Source organism: Flavobacterium hercynium, assembly GCF_002217285.1.
Classification (GTDB): domain Bacteria; phylum Bacteroidota; class Bacteroidia; order Flavobacteriales; family Flavobacteriaceae; genus Flavobacterium; species Flavobacterium hercynium.
This window is the reverse complement of the sequence record NZ_MUGW01000035.1, coordinates 22548-45102: the sequence shown is the minus strand read 5'-3', so window position 1 is coordinate 45102 and position 22555 is coordinate 22548. Positions and strand designations below refer to the sequence as shown.

Below are 22555 nucleotides of genomic sequence, written 5' to 3'. Positions count from 1 at the left end.
CATTTCAATTGAAATACTATTATTAAATATCAATTTTACACAGAAAAATGAAACACACAAAGGTTAAAGACTTATTAAACAGTACGACGACGCTACAGGAAGTGAATGCAAAAGGATGGGTAAGAACTTTTAGAAATAATCAGTTCATTGCGCTTAATGATGGTTCTACAATTAATAATATACAATGTGTTGTTGATTTTGAAAATACACCGGAAGAAACGCTAAAAAGAATTACAACTGGAGCTGCAGTTTCTGTTATTGGAACTTTGGTAGAAAGCAAAGGTGCAGGTCAGAAATACGAGATTCAGGTTACTAAGATTGAAATTTTAGGAGATTCTGATGCAGAGAAATTTCCAATGCAGCCTAAAAAACACTCTTTAGAATTTTTACGTGAAAATGCACATTTACGTGTACGTACAAATGCTTTTGGAGCAATTATGCGTGTGCGTTCTGTACTTTCGTTTGCAGTTCACAGCTATTTTCAGCAAAAAGGTTTTGTGTATGTTAACACGCCAATTATCACCGGAGCTGATGCTGAAGGTGCAGGAGAAATGTTTCAGGTTACATCTTTACCGCTTGACAATTTGCCTAAAACAGAAGACGGAAACATCGATTTCAAAAAAGATTTCTTTGGAAAACATACGAACTTAACGGTTTCTGGACAATTAGAAGGAGAAACTTTTGCAATGGCTTTGGGGCAGATTTATACTTTTGGACCAACTTTTAGAGCAGAAAACTCAAATACATCACGTCACCTTGCAGAATTCTGGATGATTGAGCCGGAAGTTGCTTTCAACAATTTAGATGACAATATGGATTTGGCTGAAGATTTTATTCAGTACGTAATTAAATATGCATTAGAAAACTGTCAGGATGATTTAAAATTCCTGGAAGGAAGACTTTTAGAAGAAGAAAAAGCAAAACCACAAGCGGAGAGAAGCGAAATGGCTTTGTTGGAAAAATTGAACTTTGTATTAGAAAACAACTTTAAACGTGTTTCTTATACAGAAGCGATTGACATTTTAAGAGATTCTACTCCAAATAAAAAGAAGAAATTTCAATATATCATTAACGAATGGGGAGCTGATTTACAATCAGAACACGAACGTTACTTAGTTGAAAAACACTTTAAATGTCCGGTAATTTTATTTGATTACCCGGCAAACATCAAAGCATTTTATATGCGTTTGAATGACAATACAGAACCAGGAAGAGAAACAGTTCGTGCTATGGATATCCTTTTCCCTGGAATTGGAGAAATCGTTGGTGGATCTGAAAGAGAAGAACGTTACGATGTTCTAATCGAAAAAATGAAGGCTCTCGAAATCGATGAAGAAGAATTATACTGGTATTTAGACACCAGAAGATTTGGTTCTGCAACTCACGCCGGTTTTGGTTTAGGTTTTGAGCGTTTGGTATTGTTTGTAACAGGAATGACAAACATTAGAGACGTGATTCCTTTCCCAAGAACTCCTGGAAGTGCTGAATTTTAAAAAAAGTTTAATCGGTTAATCGTTCATTCGGTTAACCGTTTTTTCACAAAGAAACGAATAGAAGATCAAACGTTAGATCGGTTAATCGTTAATTCGGTTAGCCGATTTTAACGATTAAACAAATTGACGATTAAACAAATAAACGATTAAACATTCTAAATGCTAAAGCAATTTTTAAATTTAAAATTATCACAAAAATTATCTCCACAGCAAATTCAGCTGATGAAGTTAATTCAATTGCCTACGCAAGCTTTTGAACAACGTTTATTGGAAGAAATGAACGAAAATCCGGCTTTAGAAGCAGGTAAAGAAGACGAATACGAAGCTGATGAATTCGCTAATGAAGACTACGACGATTATGATGATGCCGAATCAGACAGAATCGAAGCTGACGACATTAATATAGACGAATACTTAAGCGACGATGATACACCTGACTACAAAACTCAGGTAAATAATTATAGTGAAGACGAGGAACGCGAAACTCCTTTTGCGTCTCCAATCAGTTTTCACCAGGATTTAATCAATCAGCTGAATACTTTTATTTTAAACGATGAAGAACGCGAAATAGCTGAATTCCTTGTTGGAAGTATTGATGATATGGGTTACATCCGCAGAAGCATTGCTGATATTGTTGATGACATGGCCTTTACGCAAGGTATTTATACGGATGATGCGATGGTCGAAAAAATGCTGCATGTGATTCATGAGCTTGAACCTTCGGGTGTGGGAGCACGTGATTTGCAGGAATGTCTGTTATTGCAATTGAAGCATAAAACACCAACGGATTATGTTGATTTAGCAATTGATATTATCGAAAATCAGTTTGATGCTTTTACTAAAAAACATTACGATAAGCTATTGCAAAAATCGGGGGTTTCGAATGAGCTGCTTAAAAAAGCAATTCACGAAATCGAAAGACTGAATCCAAAACCAGGCGGCTCTTTTACAGGAAATAATAAAGTAACCGAAAATGTGGTTCCCGACTTCGCAATCAGAATTATCGATGGCGAACTGGAATTGACCTTAAACGGACGAAATGCTCCTTCTCTGCACGTTTCTAAGGATTATCAGGAAATGATGCAGACGTATAAAGATTCCCGCGATAAATCATCGGCTCAAAAAGATGCTGTTCAGTTTATCAAACAAAAGCTGGATTCTGCAAAATGGTTTATTGATGCGATCAGACAACGTCAGGAAACGCTGTTTGTAACCATGAATGCTATTATGCATTATCAGGAAGAATTCTTTTTAGACGGAGACGAAACCAAATTAAAACCCATGATCTTAAAAGACATTGCGGATATGGTTGGCTTGGATATTTCGACAATTTCGCGTGTTGCCAACAGTAAATATGTTGAAACGCCGTACGGAACAAAACTTATTAAAGAGTTTTTCTCTGAAGCCATGAAAAATGATCAGGGAGAAGATGTTTCGACATTAGAAATTAAAAAGATTCTACAAAATACGATTGAAGAAGAAGATAAAAAGAAACCTTTACCAGACGATCAATTGGCAGAAATTCTAAAGGAAAAAGGATATCCTATTGCCAGAAGAACAATTGCCAAATACCGCGAACAGCTTGATATTCCGGTAGCGAGAATGAGAAAGAAGATTTAATTTTTCAAATCTTCGCAATAACATATCAACTTTACAAACCTAACAGGTTTCCAAAACCTGTTAGGTTTTTTTATGCAGTGTAGTAAAAGCTAAGACTACTATCAAGATTACATTAATCATTAAAATAAAAAAAGACCTAACAGCTTAATAAGTCGTTAGGTCAAATATCTTTAATTTTTAATTCTTTAACTTATTTATATTGCTCCGGAGTAATGGCAATCTGAAATAAAGAGTCTTTTTTTCTATCATTATAATGATAAATTAAGACAAACTCTTTATCCCGAAAGATTTGAAGTCCGGGATTTGCTTTTACAGTGCTAATAAGGCTTTGCTGGATGTTTTGTTTTATAGTATCAATTTCGGCAGTTGCTTTTTCTACATTTACCAAAGTCTGATTGTACTGAATTGTGTGTCCCTCAGGAAGACTAACACTATCTAAACGAATACCCGGCTGAATTTCTAACGGACAACTTTTATTGTACTTTGCGACCAATTCTATTACTTCGGTATCTTTTGCAGCATCCTTAAAAAAGAAATACTGAATTAGACTTACTGACACTGCAGCAATTACTACTGCTATGATAATGGTAGCGGTTAATTTCTTTTTCGTTTTTGGTTCCTGCATCCTGTAGTTTTTAGTTATAAAAATATAGCTTTATTTTTCCTGGCTTTTTTTCATCGCATTATAATAAGCGGCACGACTTAGTGGCTCGTATTCTTCTGTTTCACCCAGCATTACTAATTTATCATTATCCGTTTTACGGAAACTGTAGTTAGCAAGATTTCCAGTTCTGGTACAAACCGCATGAACCTTCGTAACATATTCTGCTGTAGCCATAAGTGCCGGCATTGGCCCAAAAGGATTTCCTTTGAAGTCCATATCCAATCCTGCCACGATAACACGAATTCCCTGATTGGCAAGATCATTACAAACCGTAACAATTTCATCATCAAAAAACTGTGCTTCATCAATGCCTATAACATCACAACCTTGTGCAAGGAGTGCGATATTAGCAGCTGCGGGAACCGGAGTTGAGCGAAATTCATTAGCATCGTGAGATACGACCAATTCGTCATGATAACGCGTATCAATAGAAGGTTTAAAAATTTCGACTCTTTGTTTGGCAAACTGAGCGCGTTTTAATCTGCGAATTAACTCCTCGGTTTTACCCGAAAACATTGATCCACAAATAACTTCAATCCAACCAAACTGTTCTTTGTGATTTACTGTATTTTCGAGAAACATTTTGTATTTTTCTACCTTTAAAGATGAATAGTTTTTATTACTTTGTACTGGTAATAAAATTGGCGTCAAAAATTACTGTTTTTAACGTTTTTCAAAAGTAGAAAATTTTTATCAAATCAAAGATTCGCGAACGCTTATTAACAGAAATAAAAATTTACCGCTTTGATTTCTGCCGAAAATAAAGACATTCAACACAAAACATACTAAAATACCGTATTCACTATAATTTCAACTGTTATGAAAAAAAAATTGGAAGCCGATTTAATCAGCATTGCACATCGAATTTTAAAGCTTAAAAATAAATCCGATATCAATCAATTGTATCTTGAGACGCAGAAATTATACGAAAAACTAGCTATACTTAAGTTTGTAGATGAAAACTTCGATACTGTAAAACCGACCATCAATCATAGTGAAATAAGCGCTGAACTTGCTGTTATTTTTGATACTGAAGAAACAGCTGCAACTGTAATTCCTGCTAACGAACCTGTTGTGACAGAAGAAATAGCGCCTGTTGCTACTGTTTCTGAACCGGAACCTGTTGCGGAAATTAAAGAAGAAACAATAGAAGCAACTCCTATAGAAATTATTCCCGAAGATCAAATTGTAGAACCGGTACAAGAAGCCGCGCCAATTGAAATTCCGGCAACGATATTCTCAGAACCTGTAACAGAAACGATTCCAACTCCTGTAGCTGAAATCGAAGTACAGACATCTGAAGAAGCACCGGAAGAAGTTAAAGAAGAAACCAAAATTGCTGACGAACTTTCGTTTAGAACAACAAACGATTTAAAACCAATTCCTGATTTTAAACCTGCTTTTGAATTAACAGCTGAAGAAATAGAAGTTGTTGAAACACCAAAAACAGAAACACCATCTAAACAAGAACCTTTATCTTTCTCTCTGGAAGACATTCTTGGAATTAAAGGAAACAACTACGCAGATCCTCAATTTATAAAAGTAGAGAGTTTTGAAAACGTAAGCCCTACTCCAACTCCGGCAATAAACGAATTTCAGGAGAAAAAAACAGAAGTAGAAACGGCTGTAACAGAACCTGTGAAACCAAAAACGGTTCCGCTAAACGAAAAACTAGCCAAAGGTTTTCATATCGATCTAAATGACAGAATTGCTTTTACTAAAAATCTTTTTAGTAACAGTACTGAAGACTACAGTCGTGTTTTGAATCAGTTACTGACTTTTGACAACTATCAGGAAGCAAAAGATTTTATTGAAGAAATGGTAAAACCTGACTATAACAACTGGGAAGGAAAAGACGATTATGCTGAGCGTTTCTTGGGAATTGTAGAGAAGAAATTTTCATAAAACACGAATTTCACGAATTAACACGAATTAATCTTTGTGAAATTTAAAAGCAATTACAATCTGTGCTAATTCGTGAAATTCGTGTTTTAAATTTAAAAAAATTGATTTCATAAACTTCAAGAACTAACAAGAATTAATCTTTGTGAAATTTAAAAAGCAATTATAATTTGTGCTAATTCGTGAAATTCGTGTTATAACATTAAAAAAATATGTCTAAATTATATATCGTTCCAACGCCAATTGGCAATCTCGAAGACATGACTTTTCGTGCGATTAGGATTCTGAAAGAAGTCGATTTGATTTTGGCCGAAGACACCAGAACGAGTGGAAAACTATTGAAGCATTTTGAAATCGGCACGCACATGCACAGCCATCACATGCACAATGAGCACAAAACAACAGAAAATTTAATAGCACGTTTAAAAGCAGGTGAAACCATTGCCCTGATTTCTGACGCAGGAACTCCTGCCATTTCAGATCCAGGCTTTTTATTGACGCGTGCCTGTGTTGAAAATAAAATCGAAGTAGAATGTTTACCGGGTGCAACAGCTTTTGTTCCCGCTTTAGTAAACAGCGGATTACCAAACGATAAATTTATATTCGAAGGTTTCCTGCCTGATAAAAAAGGACGTCAAACGCGATTTTTGGCTTTAGCCGAAGAAACCAGAACAATGATTCTGTATGTTTCTCCACATAAACTCGTTAAGACATTAAGTGAGTTTATCACCTATTTTGGAGAAGACAGACAGGTTTGCGTTTCGCGTGAATTATCTAAACTCCATGAAGAAAATGTACGTGGAACTGCCAAAGAAGTTTTAGCCCATTTCGAAAAAACGGCGCCACGTGGCGAAATTGTCGTAGTCGTAGCCGGAAAAACAATAACCAAAGAACCTAAGAAAAGTAAATTTTCGAAGGATGATGATGAAGAATAAAAACATTCTGTAATTCAATACAGATTAAGAAAGATTAAAATTATGAGCATTCAAGCCTTTTTAGAAAAAGTAAAACAAACACCAAACGAAATAACATTCCCGGAAACAATAGCCGTAATTGAGGAAAACTACAACTTTACTCCTACCGCTTTTCAAAACGGAACACAACATAATGCAGCCGGAGAAAATTCAGGTTCTTGCAAATTATTCTCTTTCGCCAAATTACAAAATCTAAGCAAAGAAGAAACGTTAGCTTGCTTTGGCGCTTTTTACTTTGAAGAAGTTCTGGGAGATCCAAACGGAACAAATCACCAAAACATTAGAAATTTTATCACTTCAGGTTGGGACGGAATTCAGTTTGAAGGAAATGCACTTGAAGTTAAGTGATTTTAGATTTCAGAGTTTAGATTTTAAATTTTTTGAGCTTTATTGTCTTATTTAAAATCTTCAAAAAATCTAATAATTAGAAATACTGAGAACAGCAAGAAAAACATCCCAATTAAACGATTTCATGAATCTAAAATCTAAAGTCTGAAATCTAAAATTTTAAAGCCAATCAAATAAAAATGCGCTGGAAATTAAAAACAAAACCTTCTGAAGATAAAATCAAACATTTAGCACAGGCCTTGAATGTAGAAGATTTTGTAGCAACACTTTTAATTCAGCGTGGCATCGAAACCTTTGATCAGGCTAAGAATTTCTTTCGTCCATCATTAGAGCATCTTCATGATCCTTTTTTGATGAAAGACATGCATAAAGCTGTTGACCGAATTGAAACGGCTATTCGAAACGAGGAAAACATCTTAGTTTTTGGTGATTATGATGTCGACGGAACAACAGCGGTTTCTTTGGTTTCTTCGTATTTAAAATCGTATTATCCCAATGTTGCCACTTATATTCCGGATCGTTACGACGAAGGTTACGGAATCTCTTATAAAGGAATTGACTTTGCAGACGACAACGAATTTTCGTTGATTATCGCTTTAGACTGCGGTATCAAATCCATAGATCATATTGCTTACGCAAAATCAAAAAACATTGATTTTATTGTTTGTGATCACCACAGACCCGGAGAATCACTTCCGAATGCAGTCGCCATTTTGGACCCAAAAAGAGATGATTGCTTTTATCCTTACGATGAATTGTGCGGTTGCGGTGTGGGTTTTAAACTTATTCAGGCTTTAGGACGCAATCGAAATGAAACCATACAGGATTTAGTTCCGTATTTGGATTTAGTCGCTACAGCAATTGCAGCAGATATTGTACCGATCACAGGTGAAAACAGAGTTTTGGCTTATTTTGGACTTCAGGTCATCAACTCAGATCCGAGACCCGGAATTAAAGCTTTGGTTCATCAGGTAAAAAAGAAAACACTCGATATTACGGATGTCGTTTTTATCATTTCACCACGAATAAACGCTGCGGGAAGAATTAAACACGGTAATCATGCGGTTGAATTGTTAACCGAATTTAATTTTGAACAAGCACAGCAATTCGCTTCTGAAATTGAAAAATACAATTCAGACCGAAAGGATCTGGACAAACAAATTACCAAAGAAGCTTTTCAGCAAATTATAACCAATAGCGAAGAAGATCGTTTCTCCACTGTTGTTTTCCAGGAAGACTGGCACAAAGGTGTTATTGGAATTGTTGCTTCAAGATTAATTGAGACCTATTATCGTCCTACTTTAGTTTTTACCAAAAGTGGTGACAAATATGCGGCTTCGGCACGATCTGTAAAAGGATTTGATGTTTACAATGCCTTAGATGCCTGCGCTGAACATCTGGAACAATTTGGAGGACACATGTATGCAGCTGGAATGACCATAAAACCTGAAAACTATCCTATTTTTAAAAAAGCTTTTGAAAAACAAGTTTCAGAAACTATTTTGCCTGAAATGCGAACTCCTGAAATAGAAGTCGACGCTGAAATTAATTTTAGTGATATAACACCAAAATTTACCCGAATCTTAAAACAATTTGAACCTTTTGGACCACTAAATATGACGCCTGTTTTTATGACTAAAAACGTAAAAGACACAGGTTACGCTAAAACGTTAGGTGCAGATGAAGAACATTTGAGACTTTTTGTAAAACAAAATAATTCAGACGGGATTGCTGCCATTGGTTTTGGCCTTGGAAAAAAACTAGATCTTGCAAAGGATCAAAATCCTTTTCAATTAGCGTATTCATTATCAGAAAACGAATGGAACGGAACTGTTTCTACTCAACTCATGCTTAAAGATATTCGAACAAATGACAACTAAAACCAATAAACGAGATCCTTATCAGGCATTACGTTATAAAGAATTTAATGTGTTTTTATTATTACGTTTTGCGATGGTCTTTGCCTGGTCGATGCAATTCATTGTAATTGAATGGGAAGTATATAGCATTACCAAAAATCCGCTTTCGTTAGGACTTATTGGTTTAATGGAAGTTATTCCGGCTGTTTCCATGGCATTATTTGCCGGACACATGGTCGACCAAAGAGAGAAAAAAGGATTATTGATAAAATGTATACTTGGTTTTTCGGTCATTAGTTTTGGATTGTTTTTGCTAACGTGGCCAAGAGTTGTTAGCGGTTTAACCACTAATGCAATTTTATATTCAATTTACTTTTTGGTTTTTCTGGGCGGATTAGTTCGTGCCTTTCTTGGTCCAACTATATTTTCTCTTTTATCTTTAATCGTACCTAAAAAAGTATATCCCAACGCGGCAACATGGAGTAGCTCTGTTTCGCAGATTGGTTCAGTTTTAGGACCTGCAATTGCAGGATTCTCCATTAACTTTATTGGCGTTCACTGGTCAATGTGTTCTGTTTTTGCCTGTTCGTTATTTGCGTTAATTGCTTTATCGCAGATCAGTACAAAACCAATTCTTAATCCTAAAATCGGCGAACCCGTAATGGAAAGTTTAAAAGAAGGATTAAAATTTGTCTTCAATAACAAAACCATTCTTGGCGTGCTTTCGTTAGACATGGTTGCGGTACTCTTTGGTGGTGCAGTTGCTTTATTACCAATCTTTGCTCAGGATATCTTAAAAGTAGGCCCGCAAGGTTTTGGTATTCTAAGAGCAGCTCCTGCAATTGGTGCATTCCTTACGATGATTATTTCAGCCTACGTTCCACTTTACAGAAAAGCAGGAATGAAACTTTTGGGAGCCATATTTGTTTTCGGTTTGTCTATTATTCTTTTTGGTGTTTCCACCATTTTCTGGCTTTCGGTTGCGGCTTTATTCTTAAGCGGACTAGCTGACGGAATTTCGGTTGTTATTCGTCAGACGATTTTACAACTTAAAACACCGGATCACATGCGCGGACGTGTTGCAGCTGTAAATTCTATGTTTGTGGGATCATCAAACGAATTGGGTGCTTTTGAAAGCGGTTTAACAGCGAAATTAATGGGAACGGTAACTTCAGTAATCTTTGGGGGAAGCATGACGCTTTTAACCGCTTTAGGAACTGGTGTAACCTCATCAACATTCCGAAACTTAGACCTTCAAAAAGATTTGGAAGATCATCAAAACATGGAGTAAATGAAGCGATTACTATTGATTTCTTTTCTGATCCTTTTTTCTTTTATGAATGGTCAGCATCTTTACGTAAAGACATACGGAAACAAAGCCAATAAAGCCCTCATTTTTATTCACGGCGGACCAAGCGGAAATGCTACTTTATTTGAAGGTACAACGGCTCAGAAATTAGCAGACAAAGGTTTTTATGTTCTTGTGTACGATCGCAGAGGCGAAGGAAGATCCGTTGATCCTAATGCAACATTTACGTACGAAGAAGCTTTTCAGGATTTAAATACCATTTATAAAGACGAACATTTAAAGAAAGCGATTATAATGGGGCATAGTTTTGGCGGTTTAGTGGCAACACTTTATACCGAAAAATATCCTGAACGTGTCAGTGCACTCGTTTTGACGGCAGCTCTTTTCTCTCAACAGGAAACGTACGATCATATTTTAAATTCTTTGACAAAAAAATATACGGACAATCTGAATCAGGAAATGCTTTCTAAAATACAAGCTGTTGCACAATTAGATAAAAATTCAGCCGATTACAGAAAACAATGTTACAATCTCGCGGGTGAAAATGGATATTTTAAAATGCCAAACCCAACGGAAGCTTCAAAAAAACTGTATCAGGATTATGAGACAAGTATTTTTGGCAAAACCAACATCCGAAATAAAAATGCTCCCTTGCTTTTTTATCAAAATGAAAGCCGAAACAATATCGATACGCAACCTGTACTTCGTAAAATAAAAGAAAACGGAATCCCTATTTATGCTATTTACGGTAAAGAAGATGGCGTATTTTCTACCAAACAGCTCCACTCAATTGAAACCATTGCAGGGCAGAACCATTTTGTTTTGCTTGAAAATTGCTCTCATTATTTATTCGTAGACCAGCAAAATCAATTTTTAGCCCAATTGAAAAAGTGGTTTTAATAACATTTTTTGATATTTTTATGAATTTTTTATTTAGAATTAATATAAATAATATTTATATTTGTTGGAATAAAAAATTTTGCAATGAGAGAAATAGAGCAGATATATCATAATAATTTCGGAATCGCCTTTTACTGGAAAACCGGAAAAGAAACTATCCTTGATAAAGTGCAATTGGTTTTTAAGGAAACCGGTTTTTATTTTACTGTTCAGGAACTAAACCAGTTTTGTTCTTTAATTGAGGACAGTATTCTTGACAATACTTGTTGTGAAGCTTGCGAATTAAAACATTCCTGCCATAAATTTTTACTTAAAACACCTTGCAGTCAGATTGATCTTGCAGTCTCTATGACGGAATTAAAATCGATTAAAGACTTGGTAGAAGGTTCTTTATTTAGAATTGACTTAGACGAATACGTTTACGGAGTGGGTTTAAACTAGACTTACTGAACATTTTGGATTTCTTTTTTCATTATTGAAATATATTTTGTTTTCCTACAAAAACAAGTATATTTACAGCAATGAAAAAAGCAAAATTTCTATTCTTCATATTGGCATTAATCATTCTTTTTACAAGTTGTAAAAAGGAATCCGATAATTACATTGATCCACGCGGAACTGATTACGCTGGTTCTGAAAGCTGTATTCAATGCCATAAAATACAATCTGAATCTGCTTTTCATAGCTCCCATTTCAAAGCTTCTTCTCCCGCAACCAAAGAAAACATCTTAGGTCATTTTAAAAATGGCAAAAATACTTTTGTCTATGATGCGAACACCAAATTGGTGATGGAAGAACGCAGAGATACATTGTATCAGGTTTTGTACAAAAACGGAAAAGAAGTTCAGGCTTATCCGTTCGAAATTCTGTTTGGGATCAAACATGCACAAACAAGCGCGTACTGGAAAAACCACTATACTTTTGAATTACCTATTTCCTATTACAAATCAATAAATGATTGGGCAACAAGTCCTGGTTATTCGGCTACGGTTCCTAATTTCGAAAGACAAATAGACAAAGAATGTTTTGGCTGTCATAGTTCCAACATTGCCAGCAGGTATGTTACAACAAGTTCCGACAGCATTACTTTTATGACGATGGAAGTCGAAGATTTCATGAGCAAAAGAACGCTTATTTATGGAATCGACTGTGAACGTTGCCACGGACCAGCCAAACAACATGTTAGAACGCATTTAAAATTTCCTGATCTTAAAAAAGCCCAAAACATTGTTGCTTTTAAAGATTTAAAAAGACAGCAAAGAATAGATGCCTGTGCAATATGTCATTCTGGAAATGATAAACTAAAGATAAAATCGCGTTTTCAGTACAAACCCGGTGATGATTTGTTAAATTATTTTAGAGGAGTTCCTGCTTCGAATGACAGCATTAATTATGATGTGCACGGAAATCAATTAGGTTTACTTGCTCAGAGTAAATGTTTTAAGAAAAGTGAAGCTATGGATTGTATGACTTGTCACAATCCGCATGAAGATGCTTCCAAAAATCTGGCTACTTATTCGTCAATGTGTATTAGTTGCCATCAAGGCATAGAGCATACACCTGCAACAATAAAAACAGCAGGAAAATCTTTGCTTACGAATTGTGTAGAATGTCACATGCCAAAACAGGATTCTAAGGCAATACGTTTTCAGAAATCAAATGGTGGTGCAATGTCGAGTTATTCCTTAAGAACACACAAAATAGCAGTTTATCCACCGAATAAGAAGTAAATTTTGAAATGTTTATTGTTCGAATTTTTGAAGCTCAAAAGTTTCTCCGTCAAAAACACCATACGTAAAATAGCCAATCCAATCTCCCAGATTTACATAATTGGAATCTTCTCCAACAGGAATAATCATGGGTAAATGACGATGTCCAAAAATAAAGTAATTGTAATGTTTGGTTTCGAGCTTACGTTTGGCGTACAAAACCAACCATTCGTTTTCTTCTCCTAAAAACTTCACATCTTCATCGCCTGAAATCAGTTTATTTTTAACCGATAGATATTGTGCCAGACTTACACCAACATCAGGATGCAGCCAGCGGAAAAGCCATTTCGAAAACGGATTTGTAAACACCTTTTTCATTCGCTTATATCCTTTGTCTCCAGGTCCTTTTCCGTCGCCGTGGCCAATCAAAAAGGTCTTTCCGTTAAACGTAAATTCTTTGTTATCGTGATACACCGGAATATTCAATTCTTTTTCAAAATAATCGTCCATCCATAAATCATGATTCCCAACAAAAAAGTAAATTGGAATTCCACTGTCACGAAGCTCAGCCAATTTACCTAAAACACGTACGAAACCTTTTGGTACAACGGTTTTGTACTCAAACCAAAAATCAAATAAATCACCTAATAAAAAGATCGCTTCTGCATCGTGTTTCACGACATCTAACCACGCCACAAATTTTTGTTCACGAGGCATACTCAACTCAGCAGTCGGTGCTCCAAAATGCTGATCAGAAGCAAAATATACTTTTTTTTTCATTTAGATTGTTAGATTTTTTAGATCCTTAGATTATTGGATTGTTAGACTTCTTAGACATTAGACTTCTTAGGTGCTGGATTTGTTAGATCTTTAGATTACTGGATTGTTAGACTTCTTAGATGCTGGATTTGTTAGATCCTTAGATTTTTATACACTAGATCAATTAGATAAAAGAATAAAAAAAAGACTTTTGACTTTCGACTTTCAAACTTTTGACTAATTAAACTTAATTGTCACTCGCGTACCATTCTGCAAACGAAGATTCTGTTTCCTGAAGTTTAAGAGAGAACAAAGAAATTCCGGCTGGTAAACGTTTCATTATTCTGTTAGCGAAATCAACGACCATGTTTTCACTTGTTGGCTGGTAATCGACTAAAATTACGTGATGATCACGGCTTTTAAGTTCATTTGCCAATTCGATATGTGGTGTAGTTTCGTTAAAAACAGTCGCGTGATCGAACTGATCGACGATTTCTTCTTTTACAATTTTCTTTAGGTCAGAGAAGTCAATCACCATTCCGAATTTCACATTCGACCGGTCTGTAATTGGTGAACCAATAACCGTTACCGATAATTTATAACTGTGCCCGTGAACGTTTTTGCATTTTCCGTCGTAACCATATAAAGCATGCCCGGTTTCGAAACTAAATTGCTTTGTAATTCTGATATTACTCATCGATTTGAATTTTAGGTTGCAAATTTACAAATTAATAACCGTTTTACTCCCTTTTTTTGGCTCTGTTATACATCCAATATGCAATTCCGATTAAAATAACAAACGGAATAAACGATCCGATCACTACTCCTATCTGATAACTTTCGTCCGGAGCATTCTTAATTTTCTCTGCAACATCTACTTGCTGCAACAATGAAATGATTTTCATTTTATACATTCTTTACAAAATTAGACTTCAAATACTCTTTTGTGACTTGCGAACCTTCCTTATTTTTTGAATTGTGTCAACGCTTTTCGGGTAAAATCAGACAAAACTAATTTTCCTGTAATCGCAGCACGTTCAACCAGAAGCGAATCCCAATGTTCTGTTCCTTCCCAAATCATCTTTTTCATTTCGAATAACGCTTCGGGATTGTATGAACTAAGCTTTTGAGCAAATTCTTCAACGGCAACGTCTAAATCTTCGGCTTGATGAAGCGCGCTGTAAAGTCCGTTTTGCAATGCCCATTCTGCCGATTTCCATTCGTGCGCCGCCAATGTCATTTGGGTCATGGCTGTTTTTCCTATTTTCCTCGAAACAGCAGGTTCAATCACAAAAGGACCAATTCCGATCGCCAATTCAGAAAGTTTGATAGCACTTTCCGGTGTTGCCAAAACATAATCACAAGCCGAAGCAATTCCGACACCGCCACCAACAGCTTTACCCTGAACACGTCCTACAATTAGTTTAGAACAATTTCGCATGGCGTTTATCAAATGAGCAAAACCAGAGAAAAAGGTTAATCCCTGTTCTTCATTCTCTACCTGCAAAAGTTCATCGAACGAAGCACCGGAACAAAAAACCTTTGCTCCTTCGCTTTTCAAAATAATAACAGAAATGTCTTTATTCAGACTTAACGAATTAATTTCAGCTGTTAACCTGTCCAATAACTGACGCGGAAAAGAATTACTTGCGGGATGTCCAAATTGTACAGTTGCAACAGCATTATGAAAAGTGGTTACTAAGGAACCGTTTTGATTTTCTAAACTCATAAAAATAAATTTGATCGTAAAGTTACGGTTTTGAAAAATAAATCCTGCCGATGCAATTTGAAATTTGCTTTTTGTCAATTAATTGACTTTATTTGCTATCACATTGGGGGATTAGCTCATTTGGCTAGAGCGCTTGCCTGGCAGGCAAGAGGTGATCGGTTCGAATCCGATATTCTCCACAAAAACCGTATTACTGAATTGTGATACGGTTTTTTTGTATCTATACAAAATTCGTGATCTCAAACCTCCTATCACAAACACCATAATAAAGAAATATTTTACTACTTTTGAATGGCTTAGCACAACCAAAAACCAAACTATTACCTAAAGAAACCAACTGAATGGATAAGATTAATTTATTATTTATTGTTACCATAATCTCTTTGTTCATTTCCTTTTTTCTGGCCTTTTTTCTCCTTACCGTTCAGACAAAACACAAAACCAGTAATTCTCTATTTGCTCTTTTTCTGATACTATGTGCTATAGATTCAAGCGAACCTTTGTTTAATTTATTTATGACCGGACCTTCAAATCTGGGAATGTTCAGGGCTTCCTTTGCTTTTTTGCAGCTTCCTGTTTTTTATCTTTACGTATTATCGGTTTGTTATGCAGATTTCAGGCTGAAACCGAAACATTTACTGCATTTGCTTCCATTTATCATTTCGAATCTAATTTTAACTCCACGATATTATAGTGTAGATCTTGCATCTAAAATCAGTTTTTTACAAAACCGACAAGATATGATCGAATTACAATTCAATCATACTTTAATAAACGCTCAGATTATTGCCTACATCATTGCCGTATTTCTGATCTTAAAAAAAGCAAAGAAACTCTATCTCGAAAATTATTCCGGCACAAGTCTAAACGCTTACAATTGGCTTATTCAGTTTACGGGTGTACTAACATTTTTATATTTTATTGCAATTGTAAAAAACGTCTTTAAATTTTCTGATTATCCTGCTATTTCGGAACAACTAAAAATATACGGATTAGTATTACACCTGCTTATCGTTTGCTGGTATTTGTTTAAAGCGCTTAGTAATCCAGGATTGTTTAGAAACGTCGATTCAAAACTGAAACTGGTAAAAAATATTATATCAGAAGAAATCAATAATCCGCAACTTGCTGTAAACGAAAAAGAGTACAGCGAAGATTTATTGAAACTCAAACACTACATGACAACCGAAAAACCATTTCTGAATCCTTCTCTAACCATTCAGGATGTTTCTAAAGACATTGCAATTCCGGTTCGGGATTTATCGCTTCTAATTAACCACAAACTAGAACAGCATTTTTACGATTTCGTTAATACCTATCGTATCGAAAGTGCCATGGAAATTCTTAAAGATACTTCCAAAAACAAAGTAACCGTTTTAGAAATATTGTACGAAGTTGGTTTTAATTCAAAATCTTCTTTTAATACCGCTTTCAAAAAACATACGGGCAATACGCCAACCGAATACCGCAAAGCACTATAATTCAGAATCTTGTAATTATTCGTACTTGTATCTTCAACTACTCGTACCCATTATTGAAAACAAATGCGTCCGAGTGTTTTTATTCGGTCGCATAACGTAACACTCTTCCGCAAATTTGTATCGAAATAAAGTTTTAACCTAAATAACGATACAATGAAAAACATGTTCTACTTCCTGCTTCTTGTAGCAACCATCTCTACTGCGCAGACCAACAATAAGACATTAGCAAAAAATAATTCCTACTCCTTTCTAACTGATAGTTTAAACATAGAACCACAATTAGAAAAATTCAAACTTGCAGGATTAAGTCTGGTCGTCTTTGAGAACTATAAAATTGTATACTCCAATCAATTCGGGTTAAAATCGGCTAATGCTACTGAAAAGATAAATGAAAACACCGCTTTTTCTACAGCCTCGATTTCAAAACCTATAACGTCGTTTCTTTGTCATATTCTGGAAGAAAAAGGACTTATAAATTTAGATGATCCAATAGACAAATCTTTAAAACGCTGGCATTTGCCAAAAAGTAAGTTTACAGAAAACCACAATCCAACCTGGAGACAATTTCTTAATCATACTTCCGGTACCACTCAAGGCGGATTTGCAGATTATTACGAAGGTGACACTATCCCAACTATCAAACAAAGTCTCTTAGGACAAATACCGCGATACGATAAAGAAATCGAATTCGAATTCACACCCGGAACCAATTGGCAATACAGCGGTGGCGGTTATGTAATTATTCAAATGGCATTAGAAGATACATTCAATAAATCGTTTGCAGCTCTGGCAGCAGAACATCTATTTATTCCGCTTGGTTTAAAAAACACCACTATGATTCAGCCTAACGAAAAAGGTTTTCTAACCAATATAGCTCTTGTTCACGACGAAAACAAAAAAGTCATAAAAACCGGAATTCCCATTACGCCACAAGTTTCGGCATCGGGTTTATGGTCTACACCAACTGATCTGGCTATTATTTCGATTGAGATTCAAAATGCTTTGCGCAACAAAAACAATAAGGTTATTTCCCATAGCGTTGCAAAAAAGGTTACCGAAATTAGCGTTCTAAAAAACGCTGTTGGAGGCTGGTCGTACGGATGGCAAAAATCTTTTGGCTACAACAATTATGACTGGTTTTCGTGTAATGGTTCTAACACCGGAGTTGGCGGCAATACTTTTGCGACGATGACGGACGGAAACGGATTTATAATTCTTGCCAATGGCGAAAAACCGAATCGCATTCCTGTAATTATGCAAGCTCAAAAAAAGATCCTATCTTTAATGAACTGGAACAAAAAAATTGCTTCTGATACTGTTCAGGAAATTCCTTTACCGCTAAAACAAAAACTGATTGGCACCTACAACGACTTCCTATACGGACAAGGAGTTGAAACCAAAATCGTAGAAAAGAATAATCGCCTCTATATTGAATCTGCGTTATTAAACCTTTTTAAAAGCAAAAACGACAACGAATTACTGTACCTAAAAAACGGATCGTTTAAAGTCGTTGATTATCCCAACCTATTACAATTTCATTTCGAAAACGAAAAACCAACTTCTGTTCGCTTAACCCGAAACAACCTAACCACCGATGTTGATCTGGAATATAAAGCAAACTAAAAGTACCAAAATTGATTAAATTTTAAACTATTGTACAAACAATCCTGACTTTTTTCAGGAGCTAAAACCTGCTGTCCGCTATATCTTTTGTGTCGAACCCCGCCACAAAAGGATGCCGCTTCCATCAGGGCTATTAGATTTTGGAGTTACAACAAATATAATTTTATACCTAACAGGTCTTGGAGATCTGTTAGGTAATTTTGTTACTAGAAATTGTCGTAATGGGTTTTAAAAATCCTCTTTATAGAGAAATATGTATTTATTTTATTCGCATTTTGATAAAATAATTGGATTTTTTTCTTCGTTTTCTTTAATTAAGACAAAATCACGTTCAAAGTCAATTTTCTTTAGTTTATTATTATACAAACCCCGCCAATAAAATAGGAGCTTATCATTTTTTAAAACAAGTTTTCCAATATTTTCTGATTTGGAAATTTCATTATCAACAATACTTTTTTTATCTACATCGTAATTTTGTTGTGATTCGGTATTTATAAATCTTACATAATATTCTCCTATTTTATTTTCAATGTTAATAATTTCGACATTTATATAAATGGCATTATCTGAATACAGTGACAAATACCCTTTTTTGCCCGAAATATCAAATGTCGTTAAAGAATTAGCACAATTTAATCTCCATAACCCATCTATATCTAAATTCGAATCTAGAGATTCTTCGTCAATGCTTTTTCTTTCTTTTAAATTAAATGTTTTGAAAAATTTATCCTCCACTAAGACATCAATAATAAACTCATTATTATTAAATGAAATATTAAAATCCTTTTTTAAAATACCTGATTTTTCTACGGTTGGCTGTTTAATATAAAAATCACCTAAATAATAGAAATCTTTATTTTCAAATAGATATATAAAAAAAACAGAACTGTAATAATCATCCCCTTCAATTAACAAAATCTTTTTATCATGACATTTATAATAATAAAAATTAATGCCTGCACTTTCTAAATTTAAATTTGCTAAATACTTTTTACCATTTAATACGATATCATAAGTTTGTTTTTGATTCCTTTTTATTTCATAAATTTCATCTTTGAACTTATATATTAATTCCTTATCATCGTTTCCATTAAGATATTCTTGTTTAGTAAAACAGCTTACATTATTTGTAATCGAGCTATTATTCTTTACATTCTTTGCTATAATTTCTTCTTTATTTTGTTTTTTACAACAAAATAAAGAACTTAATAAACAGATAAAAATTATTTTTCTTATTGTACGTAAAGTAACTATTTCCATTCTTTTTCTTTTAGTCTATTTTGAAAATCTATTTCATTTTGCGATAATTCATCCTCCGTTTTGAATTTAAAATAGACAGAAGGATTACATTTCCCTTCTAATCCAGGAGCAGAACCAACATTTGAAACTTCAAAATGTAAATGAGGATTTCTAGTACTGAAATTAATGCCATTCCATCCTGATATTCCAGTCAAACCAATAATATCATCGTACTCAACTTCGTCACCTACATTAAAGAAATTATTTTTACTTAAATGCCAAAAAGTGAGATATAAATCCCCATCTGGATCAAATCCTTTTTCTAAAATTTCACCTTTATTTTTATATTTCGGAAGATAATTTTCATTTCTTAAACTTTTAAACGTTTCTACATCTAAAACTTTCAATACAACCACTTTTCCTGCCAGTGATGAAGAAGTATATATTTTTTCAACTTTACTTCTTACGCAAGCATATACTTTAGTTCCTGGTTCAGCTAATAAATCATTTCCTGTATGATTTGCAAGTTCATCCCTTATATTTTTACCAAATGAACCGTGCCATGGTTTGAGTAATCCTCCTTGAGAATACATACACAACATTGGATTATCTATTGGAAATCTCCATTTTCCATTATCCTCCTGAGTTACATCAACAGGTTGACATTTATTAACTTTAAAAACTTCTAAACCTTTTTCAAAATATTTTTTGCATTCTCTCCAACCAGCTAGACCAGGATTTATTTTACTTCTTATTTTTTTTATATTATCATCTGTAGATTCTTTTAAAGAATCAGCTACTTTCCAAATTTCATGTTTTTCCCAAAATGCAAAAGCTGTTAATACAGCATATTTTGGTTCTTTAACTTTATCCGGATTAGCTTCTAAATCAATATAATGTTCAGGAAAAACATCTTTTAAAATTTTTGATGCATCTTTATAATTACCTCTACCAGTTAATTGCTTTAAACCTCTCCCTCTAAATTTATATCCATCGCCACTTGCCTCATTTCCATTTCCATTGTCAAAACCATTTCCTTTACCATAAACGTAATTAAGAAGTCTCTTCTGAGGATTGTCACTACAATAATCATCTAATAATCCAGCATTTTCAAGATGTTTTGCTCTATCACCAAATACAGTTTTACAGTTGACAACACTATATCTTTTAGCATCTGTCTCCACCATCCAATCAGGATTTATTCCTAATGTTTCTGTTCCTATTTGTGCAAAAAAATGAGCTTTTCTCAAACAAGTATCTAAATGTATTGGTTTCCCTTTTTCCTTACTTAATTTTACAAATTCATTTATATATTTAACTATCTCTTGTCTAGCAATTTTATGGTTTATGTAAGTCCCAAATGCATTTTCTATATCATTAAGCGTAATGTCTTTTTCACAATTTTTACATTTACCATGTGTTTCCTTAAACGGCCACCAACTTTGTGGAGACATATCAACCATCATTAAACTATTGATAACTTCCCGAACTGGAAAACCGATCGTTGGGCTTACTACAAGTTTTTTCTCCACATAGTCAGGATTGGCAACATGCGTATCTAAAGTTGCTCTTCGAGATTCTTCTTTTCCTGCAATTTCGGCTGTCACATAATATTCATGAAACTTTCCTTCGTCTGATTCTCCTTTATCAGCTTTACTATTGGCTAAATTCGCATGCATTGGGTCTAAATAAAATTTTATATCTGCGAAACCACGCTTTACGAATTTTTTTTGTGTGTTTACTTTAAGATTTTTTGTGTTCAATTTGTATTTATCACCATCATTTTCCCATAAAGTCACTACAATCGGGCGTAACTCCATACCTACACAATGTACGCGGGCAATGATCCAGTTCCCATAAGTAAAGGATTTTTTTGGTGTTTTTTTGTTCTCATCAAGAAGCTCGATAAAGGTAATTTTTGGTTTTGCTGCCGGTTGGGGAGAAATATTTATTATATCTTTTCCGCCATAAGCATGAACGATTATTACTATTTCTTCCCAATCCTGACTAATTTCTGAAAATGTAAAATCTACAGTTTTTCCTATTTTCTTTCCATCATTAATAAAACGCCATTTACCAGCATCTCTAACATGAACAAACCATTCTATCTCCGAATCATTCCAATCTGAACCCAGTGTTATGGGTTCTATTTCAAAAGGTTCATTCTCTTTTTTTACAGTATATTTCTCAGCAACTCCCACTTCTGGAGTTAAGGTTCCAATTATTTTTATATTTATTTCTTTTTCCATTTTTTAGTTCTCATCATTTATAAAAAATACCTTGGCTTGCCAATTCATCAAACAGCAGTGGGCAAATTTGTTCTAATAATTCTTCATCTTCATCATCTATTTGTTGCTGACTTATTTCTGCAATTTGTCCGTGTTTTTTAATTTCGATACAATCAGGTCCTCCAAATGGGCAGGTTGCTTTACTGTCTTCAATAAGCATTTTACCTTGATTACTAAGTGTAACTTTTTCGTAAAAACCTGACCATTGCTGAATCATCGCCTGACAAGGTTTGAAGCTGTTGCCTAAAGGTTGCATCTTACAATTGCCAAAGGTGTTTTTTTCTAAAGTCTGACCAATTTCTTTGGTCGTGGCAATTAGTTTTTTATCAGAATCTTTGTCGTTGGCATAATGTTTACTTTGTGATTTTACTTTTAGGATATCAGTTGCTTGTGGATCCTCACTAAATTTACATTTCAAGGTTGCACCTTGAACTACTACATGTTTTTTACTCATAACTCATTAAAAATTAAAATTTCATACTAAAAGTGGTATTCGTGAATTCACTTCTTTTTTTTGTTCACATTCCCGACAGTAGCATTAATTTCAATTCATAACTATAAACTCAGCATAAGCAGAATTTTAAGTATGATGATTTAGAGTTATAAAAGAAATACGTTGCGAAGCTTCCGGACTAACGCTGAATAAGCAAAAGCCAGA

21 protein-coding genes and 1 tRNA gene are annotated in these 22555 nt (G+C 34.5%); 13 read left to right on the top strand and 9 right to left on the bottom strand.

The window, feature by feature from the left end:
- Positions 1 to 47: 47 nt before the first annotated feature.
- Both asnS and rpoN read left to right on the top strand, forming a co-directional pair.
- Complete coding sequence (asnS, locus tag B0A66_RS16460) at positions 48 to 1493, top strand: asparagine--tRNA ligase (RefSeq protein WP_089050948.1); 1446 nt, start codon at positions 48 to 50, stop codon at positions 1491 to 1493.
- 159 nt (positions 1494 to 1652) lie between these two features.
- On the top strand, positions 1653 to 3113 hold the full coding sequence (gene rpoN, locus B0A66_RS16455) for an RNA polymerase factor sigma-54 (protein ID WP_089050947.1): 1461 nt from the start codon (positions 1653 to 1655) through the stop codon (positions 3111 to 3113).
- 190 nt (positions 3114 to 3303) lie between these two features.
- Here the strand turns inward: rpoN and B0A66_RS16450 are convergent, their stop codons facing one another.
- Complete coding sequence (locus B0A66_RS16450) at positions 3304 to 3738, bottom strand: hypothetical protein (RefSeq protein ID WP_089050946.1); 435 nt, start codon at positions 3736 to 3738, stop codon at positions 3304 to 3306.
- Between the two features lie 30 nt (positions 3739 to 3768).
- Positions 3769 to 4359, bottom strand: a complete 591-nt coding sequence (locus B0A66_RS16445) for a thymidine kinase (protein WP_089050979.1) — start codon at positions 4357 to 4359, stop codon at positions 3769 to 3771.
- Positions 4360 to 4596: 237 nt separating this feature from the next.
- Here B0A66_RS16445 and B0A66_RS16440 point away from each other — a divergent pair, with 237 nt between their 5' ends.
- From B0A66_RS16440 to B0A66_RS16405, 8 genes are all read left to right on the top strand, one after another.
- Positions 4597 to 5682, top strand: coding sequence for a hypothetical protein (locus B0A66_RS16440; RefSeq protein ID WP_089050945.1), 1086 nt, complete (start codon positions 4597 to 4599; stop codon positions 5680 to 5682).
- Between the two features lie 209 nt (positions 5683 to 5891).
- Positions 5892 to 6614 carry a 16S rRNA (cytidine(1402)-2'-O)-methyltransferase gene (rsmI, locus tag B0A66_RS16435; RefSeq protein ID WP_089050944.1) on the top strand — a complete coding sequence of 241 codons (723 nt, stop codon included), beginning with the start codon at positions 5892 to 5894 and terminating at the stop codon, positions 6612 to 6614.
- 42 nt (positions 6615 to 6656) lie between these two features.
- Positions 6657 to 7001, top strand: coding sequence for a HopJ type III effector protein (locus tag B0A66_RS16430; protein WP_089050943.1), 345 nt, complete (start codon positions 6657 to 6659; stop codon positions 6999 to 7001).
- A gap of 179 nt (positions 7002 to 7180) precedes the next feature.
- On the top strand, positions 7181 to 8881 hold the full coding sequence (gene recJ / locus B0A66_RS16425; RefSeq protein WP_089050942.1) for a single-stranded-DNA-specific exonuclease RecJ: 1701 nt from the start codon (positions 7181 to 7183) through the stop codon (positions 8879 to 8881).
- A complete protein-coding gene (locus B0A66_RS16420; protein ID WP_089050941.1) occupies positions 8871 to 10151 on the top strand; it encodes an MFS transporter in 1281 nt (426 codons plus the stop codon). The genes recJ and B0A66_RS16420 overlap by 11 nt, the downstream gene beginning before the upstream one ends.
- Positions 10152 to 11069: an alpha/beta fold hydrolase gene (locus B0A66_RS16415; protein WP_089050940.1), complete on the top strand. Its 918-nt coding sequence runs from the start codon at positions 10152 to 10154 to the stop codon at positions 11067 to 11069. It begins immediately after the preceding gene.
- A gap of 84 nt (positions 11070 to 11153) precedes the next feature.
- Entirely contained in the window at positions 11154 to 11510 is a 357-nt protein-coding gene (locus B0A66_RS16410) for a hypothetical protein (RefSeq protein ID WP_089050939.1), read from the top strand.
- Positions 11511 to 11590: 80 nt separating this feature from the next.
- A complete protein-coding gene (locus B0A66_RS16405; RefSeq protein ID WP_089050938.1) occupies positions 11591 to 12799 on the top strand; it encodes a cytochrome c3 family protein in 1209 nt (402 codons plus the stop codon).
- 12 nt (positions 12800 to 12811) lie between these two features.
- Here B0A66_RS16405 and B0A66_RS16400 read toward each other — a convergent pair whose 3' ends face one another.
- The 4 genes from B0A66_RS16400 to B0A66_RS16390 form a co-directional block, all read right to left on the bottom strand.
- Positions 12812 to 13558, bottom strand: coding sequence for a UDP-2,3-diacylglucosamine diphosphatase (locus tag B0A66_RS16400; RefSeq protein WP_089050937.1), 747 nt, complete (start codon positions 13556 to 13558; stop codon positions 12812 to 12814).
- Between the two features lie 226 nt (positions 13559 to 13784).
- Complete coding sequence (locus tag B0A66_RS16395; protein ID WP_089050936.1) at positions 13785 to 14234, bottom strand: 6-pyruvoyl trahydropterin synthase family protein; 450 nt, start codon at positions 14232 to 14234, stop codon at positions 13785 to 13787.
- 43 nt (positions 14235 to 14277) lie between these two features.
- Entirely contained in the window at positions 14278 to 14442 is a 165-nt protein-coding gene (locus B0A66_RS22915; RefSeq protein ID WP_165766629.1) for a hypothetical protein, read from the bottom strand.
- 59 nt (positions 14443 to 14501) lie between these two features.
- On the bottom strand, positions 14502 to 15266 hold the full coding sequence (locus B0A66_RS16390; RefSeq protein ID WP_089050978.1) for an enoyl-CoA hydratase/isomerase family protein: 765 nt from the start codon (positions 15264 to 15266) through the stop codon (positions 14502 to 14504).
- A gap of 105 nt (positions 15267 to 15371) precedes the next feature.
- On the opposite strand from B0A66_RS16390, the gene B0A66_RS16385 reads away from it, so the two are divergent.
- The 3 genes from B0A66_RS16385 (at position 15372) to B0A66_RS16375 (ending at position 18370) form a co-directional block, all read left to right on the top strand.
- Positions 15372 to 15445: transfer RNA gene (locus tag B0A66_RS16385), tRNA-Ala, on the top strand.
- A gap of 162 nt (positions 15446 to 15607) precedes the next feature.
- The gene (locus B0A66_RS16380; RefSeq protein WP_089050935.1) at positions 15608 to 16747 is read left to right on the top strand and encodes a helix-turn-helix domain-containing protein; all 1140 of its coding nucleotides are present in this window, start codon (positions 15608 to 15610) and stop codon (positions 16745 to 16747) included.
- Positions 16748 to 16900: 153 nt separating this feature from the next.
- Positions 16901 to 18370 carry a serine hydrolase domain-containing protein gene (locus B0A66_RS16375; protein ID WP_089050934.1) on the top strand — a complete coding sequence of 490 codons (1470 nt, stop codon included), beginning with the start codon at positions 16901 to 16903 and terminating at the stop codon, positions 18368 to 18370.
- Positions 18371 to 18634: 264 nt separating this feature from the next.
- On the opposite strand, the gene B0A66_RS16370 is transcribed toward B0A66_RS16375, so the two are convergent.
- The 3 genes from B0A66_RS16370 to B0A66_RS16360 are packed head-to-tail and all read right to left on the bottom strand — an operon-like array spanning position 18635 to position 22351.
- Positions 18635 to 19630, bottom strand: a complete 996-nt coding sequence (locus B0A66_RS16370; RefSeq protein WP_089050933.1) for a hypothetical protein — start codon at positions 19628 to 19630, stop codon at positions 18635 to 18637.
- On the bottom strand, positions 19621 to 21858 hold the full coding sequence (locus tag B0A66_RS16365) for a hypothetical protein (RefSeq protein WP_089050932.1): 2238 nt from the start codon (positions 21856 to 21858) through the stop codon (positions 19621 to 19623). The genes B0A66_RS16370 and B0A66_RS16365 overlap by 10 nt, the downstream gene beginning before the upstream one ends.
- Positions 21859 to 21871: 13 nt before the next feature.
- Entirely contained in the window at positions 21872 to 22351 is a 480-nt protein-coding gene (locus B0A66_RS16360) for a DUF4280 domain-containing protein (RefSeq protein ID WP_089050931.1), read from the bottom strand.
- Between the last annotated feature and the right edge of the window lie 204 nt (positions 22352 to 22555).

What these genes read in the sequence shown, in the direction of transcription:
- asnS (WP_089050948.1), top strand. Translation starts at nt 48, where the DNA reads ATGAAACACACAAAGGTTAAAGACTTATTAAACAGTACGACGACGCTA.
- rpoN (WP_089050947.1), top strand. Translation starts at nt 1,653, where the DNA reads ATGCTAAAGCAATTTTTAAATTTAAAATTATCACAAAAATTATCTCCA.
- B0A66_RS16450 (WP_089050946.1), bottom strand. Translation starts at nt 3,738, where the DNA reads ATGCAGGAACCAAAAACGAAAAAGAAATTAACCGCTACCATTATCATA.
- B0A66_RS16445 (WP_089050979.1), bottom strand. Translation starts at nt 4,359, where the DNA reads ATGTTTCTCGAAAATACAGTAAATCACAAAGAACAGTTTGGTTGGATT.
- B0A66_RS16440 (WP_089050945.1), top strand. Translation starts at nt 4,597, where the DNA reads ATGAAAAAAAAATTGGAAGCCGATTTAATCAGCATTGCACATCGAATT.
- rsmI (WP_089050944.1), top strand. Translation starts at nt 5,892, where the DNA reads ATGTCTAAATTATATATCGTTCCAACGCCAATTGGCAATCTCGAAGAC.
- B0A66_RS16430 (WP_089050943.1), top strand. Translation starts at nt 6,657, where the DNA reads ATGAGCATTCAAGCCTTTTTAGAAAAAGTAAAACAAACACCAAACGAA.
- recJ (WP_089050942.1), top strand. Translation starts at nt 7,181, where the DNA reads ATGCGCTGGAAATTAAAAACAAAACCTTCTGAAGATAAAATCAAACAT.
- B0A66_RS16420 (WP_089050941.1), top strand. Translation starts at nt 8,871, where the DNA reads ATGACAACTAAAACCAATAAACGAGATCCTTATCAGGCATTACGTTAT.
- B0A66_RS16415 (WP_089050940.1), top strand. Translation starts at nt 10,152, where the DNA reads ATGAAGCGATTACTATTGATTTCTTTTCTGATCCTTTTTTCTTTTATG.
- B0A66_RS16410 (WP_089050939.1), top strand. Translation starts at nt 11,154, where the DNA reads ATGAGAGAAATAGAGCAGATATATCATAATAATTTCGGAATCGCCTTT.
- B0A66_RS16405 (WP_089050938.1), top strand. Translation starts at nt 11,591, where the DNA reads ATGAAAAAAGCAAAATTTCTATTCTTCATATTGGCATTAATCATTCTT.
- B0A66_RS16400 (WP_089050937.1), bottom strand. Translation starts at nt 13,558, where the DNA reads ATGAAAAAAAAAGTATATTTTGCTTCTGATCAGCATTTTGGAGCACCG.
- B0A66_RS16395 (WP_089050936.1), bottom strand. Translation starts at nt 14,234, where the DNA reads ATGAGTAATATCAGAATTACAAAGCAATTTAGTTTCGAAACCGGGCAT.
- B0A66_RS22915 (WP_165766629.1), bottom strand. Translation starts at nt 14,442, where the DNA reads ATGAAAATCATTTCATTGTTGCAGCAAGTAGATGTTGCAGAGAAAATT.
- B0A66_RS16390 (WP_089050978.1), bottom strand. Translation starts at nt 15,266, where the DNA reads ATGAGTTTAGAAAATCAAAACGGTTCCTTAGTAACCACTTTTCATAAT.
- B0A66_RS16380 (WP_089050935.1), top strand. Translation starts at nt 15,608, where the DNA reads ATGGATAAGATTAATTTATTATTTATTGTTACCATAATCTCTTTGTTC.
- B0A66_RS16375 (WP_089050934.1), top strand. Translation starts at nt 16,901, where the DNA reads ATGAAAAACATGTTCTACTTCCTGCTTCTTGTAGCAACCATCTCTACT.
- B0A66_RS16370 (WP_089050933.1), bottom strand. Translation starts at nt 19,630, where the DNA reads ATGGAAATAGTTACTTTACGTACAATAAGAAAAATAATTTTTATCTGT.
- B0A66_RS16365 (WP_089050932.1), bottom strand. Translation starts at nt 21,858, where the DNA reads ATGGAAAAAGAAATAAATATAAAAATAATTGGAACCTTAACTCCAGAA.
- B0A66_RS16360 (WP_089050931.1), bottom strand. Translation starts at nt 22,351, where the DNA reads ATGAGTAAAAAACATGTAGTAGTTCAAGGTGCAACCTTGAAATGTAAA.